Origin of the sequence: Neolewinella lacunae (genome assembly GCF_014349155.1) — a bacterium.
Classification (GTDB): Bacteria; Bacteroidota; Bacteroidia; order Chitinophagales; family Saprospiraceae; genus Neolewinella; species Neolewinella lacunae.
The window spans coordinates 38,999-46,397 of the sequence record NZ_JACSIT010000070.1 but is presented as its reverse complement, the minus strand read 5'-3'; the positions used below and the strand labels follow the sequence as shown (position 1 = coordinate 46,397).

Sequence of the window (7,399 nt, the reverse complement as noted above, 5' to 3'; positions counted from 1 at the left end):
AAAATAACCGACTCCAGCAGTATGCTTGCCACTCTTACTCAGGTATGAGGGGTCGAGAGCAATGATACGGTTGGGGCCTAAAAACGGCTCGCTCAACTCTCTGTTGAAGCCCAGCCAATCCATGCGTTTACCAAAGTGCTTACGGTAAGTGAACTCAGAATATTCGCCTTGACGACCTAGGTTGACAAAGTTCCGTCGGCCAATCATTGAGGGCCACAAAACGAAAAGATGGAGCAAAAAGCGGTAGCGCCATGCGGAAATACCAGGAAGTTTTTGCAAAATTGAGGCGACGAGGATTTCGATCTTCGTTGGGCAAGTCATATCTGTACGGTGTAAGGAACCAACAAGATAGGGCTTGCCCTCTTTATATGCATACTTTGCTAAAGTGTTGCCTCAAACCGTAGCGGACCATTGGTGTGATACTTCCTTCTATTGCGGAACGCTCTGGTGGAGAGGAGGAGTACCCCTTTTGTCGCTACTGATTAGCCAACTCCATTCCCAAAGATAATCATCAAGAAGGACGAGCAAAGTTGCCAAGCGAGCGCAGTGTAGTAGGCTGGTCGGGTTTCAAGAAGAATAGCGGGGTAGGGAGAGATGTCGAATAGGTGCTCAGCCCATTTGACTACTCCCCGTACTTTATCATTCTTTACCCAGCAGGAATTGCAAAGGAATATGAAGCCTTTTCTTCCATGCTTTTTCAGAGTGATCCTCCCCTTCAAATTTCAGGGTTTTCCAGTTCTCGCTGCTGAATCCATGCTTCACCATTATGGAGTCGACGCTTACCTGATAAGGTTCGTACAGCGCATCGAGCGTTTCCGTACCAAAGTCGAAATAAATAGAATGACTCTGCGGGCTCGGCAAGTTGGCATCTAAATACGCTACAAACGCTGCTGGGATAGGGTTGTTGAGTGTGTCAAAGGTACCAATCCAGTGCGTTGACAGGCACGCTGCGCCTTGGAAGACGTCGGGATATTCACATAACGCGTACATGGAAATCAATCCACCCATGCTTGATCCGGCGATAAAGGTGTTCTTCCGATCTGGTAGCGTGGAGTATTTTTGGTCAATGAAGGGTTTCAGCTCCGTTACAATAAATTTCAGGTAGTTGTCCGAGCTTACTGCGGTCTTAAAACGTCCGGATTCCTGATTTCTTTTGCCTTGGGTCAGCAAAGAATCCTGAACTTCTTCAGGAAGACTTTCAAAGGGTTGCTGCGGAAAATATTCTGAATGTCGGGATTCCGTATTCCATATCCCAACCACTATTGAATTGCGAATCGTCCCCTCTTCAAGAAGTTGGTTCATGGTTTCGTCAACACCCCATTCCTGTTTGTTCCATGATGCGGTAGAGTCGAAAAGCATTTGTCCGTCGTGCATATACAGAACCGCGTATTCCTCGGTGGCGGAATAACCGTCTGGCAGCCACACGTCAATGTTTCGGGGTGCTGCAAATTCTGATGCAAAGTTCTCGATTCTTTCTACCCTTCCACTGGATAAGTTCAAATTATTGGTGTCAAGCGCGTTTTGCGCACATCCCCAAAGCGTTAAAGCAAGAACTATCAGAGGAGTAAAGTATTTCATTTTTATGGTAGTTGTTGGTTCGCGTAAAAACCGGACCTTCTCGAAAAGACATTCACGAATGAGGTTTTTTTCGAGAATACGAACCTCGCGATTTAAAGTGGTTTTATGTAATTGTTGGCACTTAATTATACTTACTTGTTGCCATCGTAAACAATAAAACAAGGAGTGCTAAGACCCAAGGCCCGAGTTCCAGCCAAAGCGCCAGCTTACTGTTGTGTTGAATATGGAACAGATACAATCCGCCAATACCCATGCCTAAAAATAGTACAGCGAACACCGCGGTGGAGCTTTGAGAATACTTGGTGTCTTGCAATACATTAATTACGTTCAGGAAATTTTTCATTCCAAAGTAGATATTTATGGCTGATAAGATCCAAATGATGAAGTTCATTCGTAATATTTTGAATGTCTGTCAATTTGTTGACACCCGCAACATCCCCGCATTTTCATTGGCCTTTTCGCTGCGCAGCATATCAACCCAGGGCTGACTATGCTGTGCAAGTGCTGACCGGATGCGCGGGGCTAAAGCCTAGTGGTCTTGATGTCGTGGTGGCCGGGCAGCTGGTGGGGCAGCGTACGGCGGTGCCGGATTGAGTAAGTGGGGGGCAAGACGATGCAGTAAGGAAGGGGAGTAACCTTACGATGAGCGTTCGGTAGGCAAGATAAACGCTTCCCCAGCAATTTTCCGCTTTGTCCCGTAAGAAAAAGCAAAGTCAAGTTCATCCGTGCTACCGTGCCTTACCGGCGGCGAAGCAGGCTGGAATGTGGGGCCGCCGTTGGGGCAAGGGCTTCTCCAGCCAGTAAGTACTAACGCGTTGGGAAGAGGCGAAAAAAGGGAGAAAGGCTTAGAGAATGGCTGGGCTACCCCAAGGCAGCCTGCTTTTCGCGGTACTTTTCTACTAGTATGTGCGCGAATGCGGACTTGTCATTTCGGAGTTGATCCATTCCTTTTTCGTTTTGCAGGGTTGGGTGAAGGTCCCTCAGGTACTTATCGCTCCAGGTGGCAAGCTCCACCAGGAGGGGGGTCAAGGCAAGTCCTTTATCGGTCAAGAGGTAGAGGTTACTCTTTCGGTTCCCCGGTTTTTTGGTCTTGGTGATGATTCCTGCTTCCTCCAGGAGTTTGAGTTTGGCCGATAGAATGTTGGTTGCAATGGCTTCCTCACTTTCCGTGAAGTCTTTGAAGGTTTCTTTGCCTTCGATCAGTATTTGCTTCACAATAACCAACATCCACTTATCCCCTAATATATCTAAGGCGGAGGTAAACGGACAATTGCAGCGGAATTCAAGTTTCATGTTAAGTGTAAGTTATGAAAATGTTAAATTTTGCTTGTAAAATGAAAGTTTTTGTCCAATGACTTGCAAAATGCAAGCAATGTAATATCTTTGCTTGCGAAACAAAAGTAAAATTTTCCAGCTATGAGACAAGTCTTAATTGGCCTGGTCCTCACGGGAGTCCTTGCTTCCTGTGGTACCGCCCCCACCGCCGCAAAGAACGAGCCTCATCCATCAAACATTACAAACATGAACAAGAAAGAAATCGTTGGCATTTTTTTAGGTGCGGTAGCAAAGCAGGACACCAGCACGATGCGTGAATGGGCAAATGCGGATTACATTCAACACAACCCCTTTGTCCCAACTGGACTTGAGCCATTCATCGGCTTGCTACCTGTTCTAAAAGAACACGGAACGTATGCCGAAAACGTGCGAATGTTTCAAGATGGCAACTTTGTGTTCATGCACAATATTTGGCACAATGCCAAGCCATTTGGAGCAGATGAAATGGTAGCTTTCGACATTATCCGTGTTGATGAAAACGGCAAGGTTGCCGAGCATTGGGATGCAATGACCGTATTGGTAAAAGAAACTGCCAGCGGAAGAACCCAAACGGATGGCCCTACCACGGTGGAAGACTTAGACCATACCGAGGCGAATAAAACGTTGGCCGTTGCCCTCATTGAAGATGTTTTGATGGGTAAAAACCCGGGAAAGATCACCGAATACATCAGTGCAGAACAATACGACCAGCACAATCCGGATATCAAAGATGGATTGAGCGGCATTGTAGAAGCGGTACAGTACCTCGCTGCACAAAACAATATGTTTAAGTATACTAAAATCCACAAGGTTTTGGGCGAAGGCAACTTCGTGCTTACGGTGAGTGAAGGCGAATGGAGCGGAAAGAAGCAAGTGTTTTACGACTTATTCCGCATGAAAGGTGGAAAAATTGTAGAGCACTGGGATGTGATTCAGGAAATACCCATCACGGGGTTGGCGAATGATAATGGAATGTTCGGTGGATTTTAATCACAAATAATTTTCAAAATGAAAAATGTAATCATCACCGGCAGCAGCAGCGGATTTGGCTCAAAGGCCGCCAAAGTTTTTGCCGACCAAGGTTATCAGGTTTTTGCCGCCATGCGCAATCCCGGTGGAAAGAATGCAGCGGCAAAAGCGGAATTGGAAGCGCATTCCGCCCTCATCAAAGTGGTGGAAATGGATGTCACCAACGATGCGTCTGTAAAAGAAGCGATGGCGGGTATCCTGGCAGAAGCAGGAAACATCGACATCCTCATCAACAATGCCGGAATTATGTACTTGGGCATCACCGAAGCATTTAGTGTGGCTCAAGCGCACCAGCAGATGGAAACCAACTATTATGGTGCCATTAGAACGATGCAAGCCGTTTTGCCATGTATGCGTAAAGCTGGTAATGGTCTGATTATCAATACATCTTCGTTGGTGGGCCGTATGTCGCCACCGTTTTTCGGCACCTATACCGCCACCAAACACGCTTTGGAAGGCTATTCACAAGCCTTGCGCTATGAAGTTTCGCCTTTTGGTGTGGATATCGTGATGGTAGAGCCCGGCCCTTTTGGTACCGGACTGTTGGCATCGGGTCAAGCACCTGCGCACAGCGAAGTATTGGAATCGTATGGCGCATTAGCAGGTGTTCCTGCCGCCATGGGCGAAAGTTTTGCTCAAATGTTACAAAGCGAAGGCGCACCCGACCCACAATGGGTGGTGGATGCGTATCTGAAACTGGCAGAAATGCCCTTTGGTAGTCGCCCGACAAGAACGGTAGTGGGCATCACTTGGGGAGTAGATGAAATCAATGCCCTGACCCAACCTATCCAAGACAGGGTGCTGAAAGAAATGCAGCTTGATTCAGTGTTGGGGGGTGTTTCGGGTAAGGCAACTGCCTATATCTCCGGGCCGCAAGTCGTTCGAGTAGGTTAGTAGGGTTGGCGCTATGCGATGGTCCGTCATTTTGCGATGGCCGATTTATCTATGCCTCCTCAGCCACATGTTTAATTTGGCCTTTCACCTTTTTCCAGAGTCAAGGAAAGCTGTCCGCAGTGGTGGCTGTTGTGGTAGAGGATGTGAGAAAATAGCCTTGCTTTGGATACGGTTCCAAAAAAGGGGGTGTCGATTGGGTCGAGCCAACCCGCATCGGGTGTTGTCTCAACCAGGTTCTTCAGCATGGCAAATCCGGTGTCGATTAAAGCCCGGCTGGTGGCGGTGTCGTAGTTTTTTCCCGTATCGATTTGGCCGATTGTGGTGTTTTGAACTTCGGTTGGCACGCCGAAAAAATATCCAAACAGGTTGATCGTCTCGCCGATGTGGCGGAGGATAAACCCCATCGAGGCAGTTCCTTCGTTCAGCCGCCAATCTTTGTTTTCCTCCGTAACCCTGTTCCACGCGTAGGAACAGGTCAGCAGGTTTTGATTTACCATTTCGAGCAAAATTTCTTTTTGCATAGAACCGATTGCAGGTTGGTGGTTGACTTAATGCTTCTGTAGCGCTTCCTGAATCCGTCAATTCAGGTTACGTTCTTTTAAGGTGTTCTCCAGGTCCTGGTTGGTTTTGGGGTTCTTCAGCAGCCCGTAGATGAAGGCGATGGGGATGAGCATCGGGATAAAGAAGCCTAATCGCTTTTGCGGGGACAAAATCCACCCAACAACTCCGAAAATGAGAATGCCGGCCAGAAAGCCAATAAGTGCGGCATGAAGAATTTTAGCGTTCTTCAGTTTCTTTTTTTCGACTAAAAGTTCGGCATCGGTTAAGGTGGAATAATCCTTATTTTCCATGGCGGTTTACGTTGTGAAGTGTTGTTTGGCTTCGCGCATTGCGACCATGCCTACTCCGTAGGTTGAATGAAATGGATCAATTCCCGGTCGTGGTTGTTCACGATTCTGCATTCATCGTCAAAGTACATGGTGGCTCCGTTTTCCGCAGTATAGGGTGGCCAGGTGGGCAGTTTGCCCGCTACATTAGGATCGCCTGTTTTGATGAATTTAATCCACGCCGAACTCATTTTATCGGCCATTTCCCAAGCTTCTTCGGTATTGCCTGTCCAGTCGGATCTCAGGTCAACTGTGTTGAATGCCAACGGAATGTCCAAGCCATGAAAGGAACCCTTGGAGGAGTCTTCCACCCCACTTTTCCAGGCTAGGAAATAGACGTACAAAGGGGCGCTGGTCTCCGAAGCCCGGGCATCGGCGGTGCGGATGGTGTAGGGCCTGAAAACCTTATCGATAGAAAGCAGATCCTGGGGGGTATAGTCGGGATACGCTTTGGCGAAAAGCGCAATGTATTGGTCGGTACTGTCCCCGTAGTCTTTTTCGAGGCGTTCTTTGGCCTGCTCAAGGGTCAGCGTTTTTTCACCGTACACAGTGGGCATCATCTCATTTAGCGTAGAGCCAATCATGAGGGGGATGTCATAGGAAATGTCGGCAAATCCGGGACTGAAGGGTTGCTGGAGCAACAGCACCCCATCGGCAGAAGGGGAGAAGCCAAACATCCTGGGAGAACCGGGAGTGCGGGGTCCCGCGATACTTGCAATGGCCTCGTTTCCTGCTTTTACAAGATCCGGGTAAGCAATCGTATCCAGCTTACCAACCTCTTCGGGGGTAAGTCCTAGTTTTTCCAGCACAGCTGAACCAAGGGCTTGCGATTTCTCCTTAGTCATCGTGTTCAGCAGGGTACCGCTCTGAATGATTGCCTTGTGGAACAAACCTTTGGCCGCTGGCATACACATGAGGGTGCCCACTTTTCCGCCACCTCCCGATTCGCCTACAATGGTTACATCGGCTGGGTTGCCCCCAAACTCCGCAATATTATTTTGGACCCACTCCAGCGTTTTCACAATGTCGAGCATCCCTACGTTGGCCGACTGGGCGTATTTATCGCCAAATGCCGACAAATCGAGGAAGCCCAGAATGTTCAAGCGGTGATTAACCGATACGAACACGACGTCACCTTTGCGGGCCAGGGCTTCCCCGTAGGTCATGGGATCGTTGCTGGCGCCAACGTGAAAGCCACCGCCGTGTAACCAGAGCATTACGGGACGCTTTTTGCCATCCTTGAGCCCCTGGGTCCACACATTTAAACTGAAGAGTGCCTGCTCGTTTTGGACGGAATCGGGATACCACGGTACTACTTGTTTGGCTACGGGGCCAAAGTCCTTACATTCCAGTACTCCGGCCCAGGAATCGGGATCCTGGGGAGGCATGAATCTTTCGGCCTTGGCATAAGGGATCCCCAGGAAAGCGAATACACTATCGTTAAAATTGCCAATGACATCACCGTGGGTGGTGGTAGCCACGGGCTCCTGATCATCGGTTGGCGTTGGGCCACAAGCTGTAAAGTAGAACCCGGCGGTGATTAAGAAAAATAAAAGAAAGGTTGTTGAAGGTCTCATCGTTTGAAGATTTGGTGGTTTGTTGGTAGTGTTGGTGGGGGTGTGGGGGGTATTGATTTTTATTTTAATTCGCTAGTAGAATCTTTGTTTGGATGGCGCAACCTTCACGTTTAGCATCCC

The 7,399-nt window shown here is 48.4% G+C and carries 8 protein-coding genes and 1 pseudogene; 2 read left to right on the top strand and 7 right to left on the bottom strand.

What is annotated here, in order from left to right; genetic code table 11:
- The 4 genes and pseudogenes from H9S92_RS05955 to H9S92_RS05940 form a co-directional block, all read right to left on the bottom strand.
- Nucleotides 1–321 (bottom strand): annotated as a pseudogene (locus H9S92_RS05955) (transposase); the annotation flags it as partial.
- Nucleotides 322–639: 318 nt separating this feature from the next.
- Nucleotides 640–1,578: an alpha/beta hydrolase gene (locus H9S92_RS05950; protein ID WP_187465802.1), complete on the bottom strand. Its 939-nt coding sequence runs from the start codon at nucleotides 1,576–1,578 to the stop codon at nucleotides 640–642.
- A 121-nt stretch (nucleotides 1,579–1,699) separates the two neighbouring features.
- Nucleotides 1,700–1,969, bottom strand: coding sequence for a hypothetical protein (locus H9S92_RS05945; RefSeq protein ID WP_187465801.1), 270 nt, complete (start codon nucleotides 1,967–1,969; stop codon nucleotides 1,700–1,702).
- 470 nt (nucleotides 1,970–2,439) lie between these two features.
- Nucleotides 2,440–2,871 (bottom strand): winged helix-turn-helix transcriptional regulator, encoded by a 432-nt coding sequence (locus H9S92_RS05940; protein WP_187465800.1) that lies wholly within the window; start codon nucleotides 2,869–2,871, stop codon nucleotides 2,440–2,442.
- A 228-nt stretch (nucleotides 2,872–3,099) separates the two neighbouring features.
- Between H9S92_RS05940 and H9S92_RS05935 the strand changes: the two genes are divergently transcribed.
- Both H9S92_RS05935 and H9S92_RS05930 read left to right on the top strand, forming a co-directional pair.
- Nucleotides 3,100–3,882: a nuclear transport factor 2 family protein gene (locus H9S92_RS05935; protein WP_246463687.1), complete on the top strand. Its 783-nt coding sequence runs from the start codon at nucleotides 3,100–3,102 to the stop codon at nucleotides 3,880–3,882.
- Nucleotides 3,883–3,900: 18 nt separating this feature from the next.
- On the top strand, nucleotides 3,901–4,815 hold the full coding sequence (locus tag H9S92_RS05930; RefSeq protein ID WP_187465798.1) for an SDR family oxidoreductase: 915 nt from the start codon (nucleotides 3,901–3,903) through the stop codon (nucleotides 4,813–4,815).
- A gap of 71 nt (nucleotides 4,816–4,886) precedes the next feature.
- On the opposite strand, the gene H9S92_RS05925 is transcribed toward H9S92_RS05930, so the two are convergent.
- The 3 genes from H9S92_RS05925 to H9S92_RS05915 are packed head-to-tail and all read right to left on the bottom strand — an operon-like array spanning nucleotide 4,887 to nucleotide 7,279.
- Nucleotides 4,887–5,336, bottom strand: coding sequence for a DinB family protein (locus H9S92_RS05925; RefSeq protein WP_187465797.1), 450 nt, complete (start codon nucleotides 5,334–5,336; stop codon nucleotides 4,887–4,889).
- Nucleotides 5,337–5,393: 57 nt separating this feature from the next.
- Nucleotides 5,394–5,666 (bottom strand): hypothetical protein, encoded by a 273-nt coding sequence (locus H9S92_RS05920; RefSeq protein WP_187465796.1) that lies wholly within the window; start codon nucleotides 5,664–5,666, stop codon nucleotides 5,394–5,396.
- 50 nt (nucleotides 5,667–5,716) lie between these two features.
- Entirely contained in the window at nucleotides 5,717–7,279 is a 1,563-nt protein-coding gene (locus tag H9S92_RS05915) for a carboxylesterase/lipase family protein (RefSeq protein ID WP_187465795.1), read from the bottom strand.
- Nucleotides 7,280–7,399 lie beyond the last annotated feature (120 nt).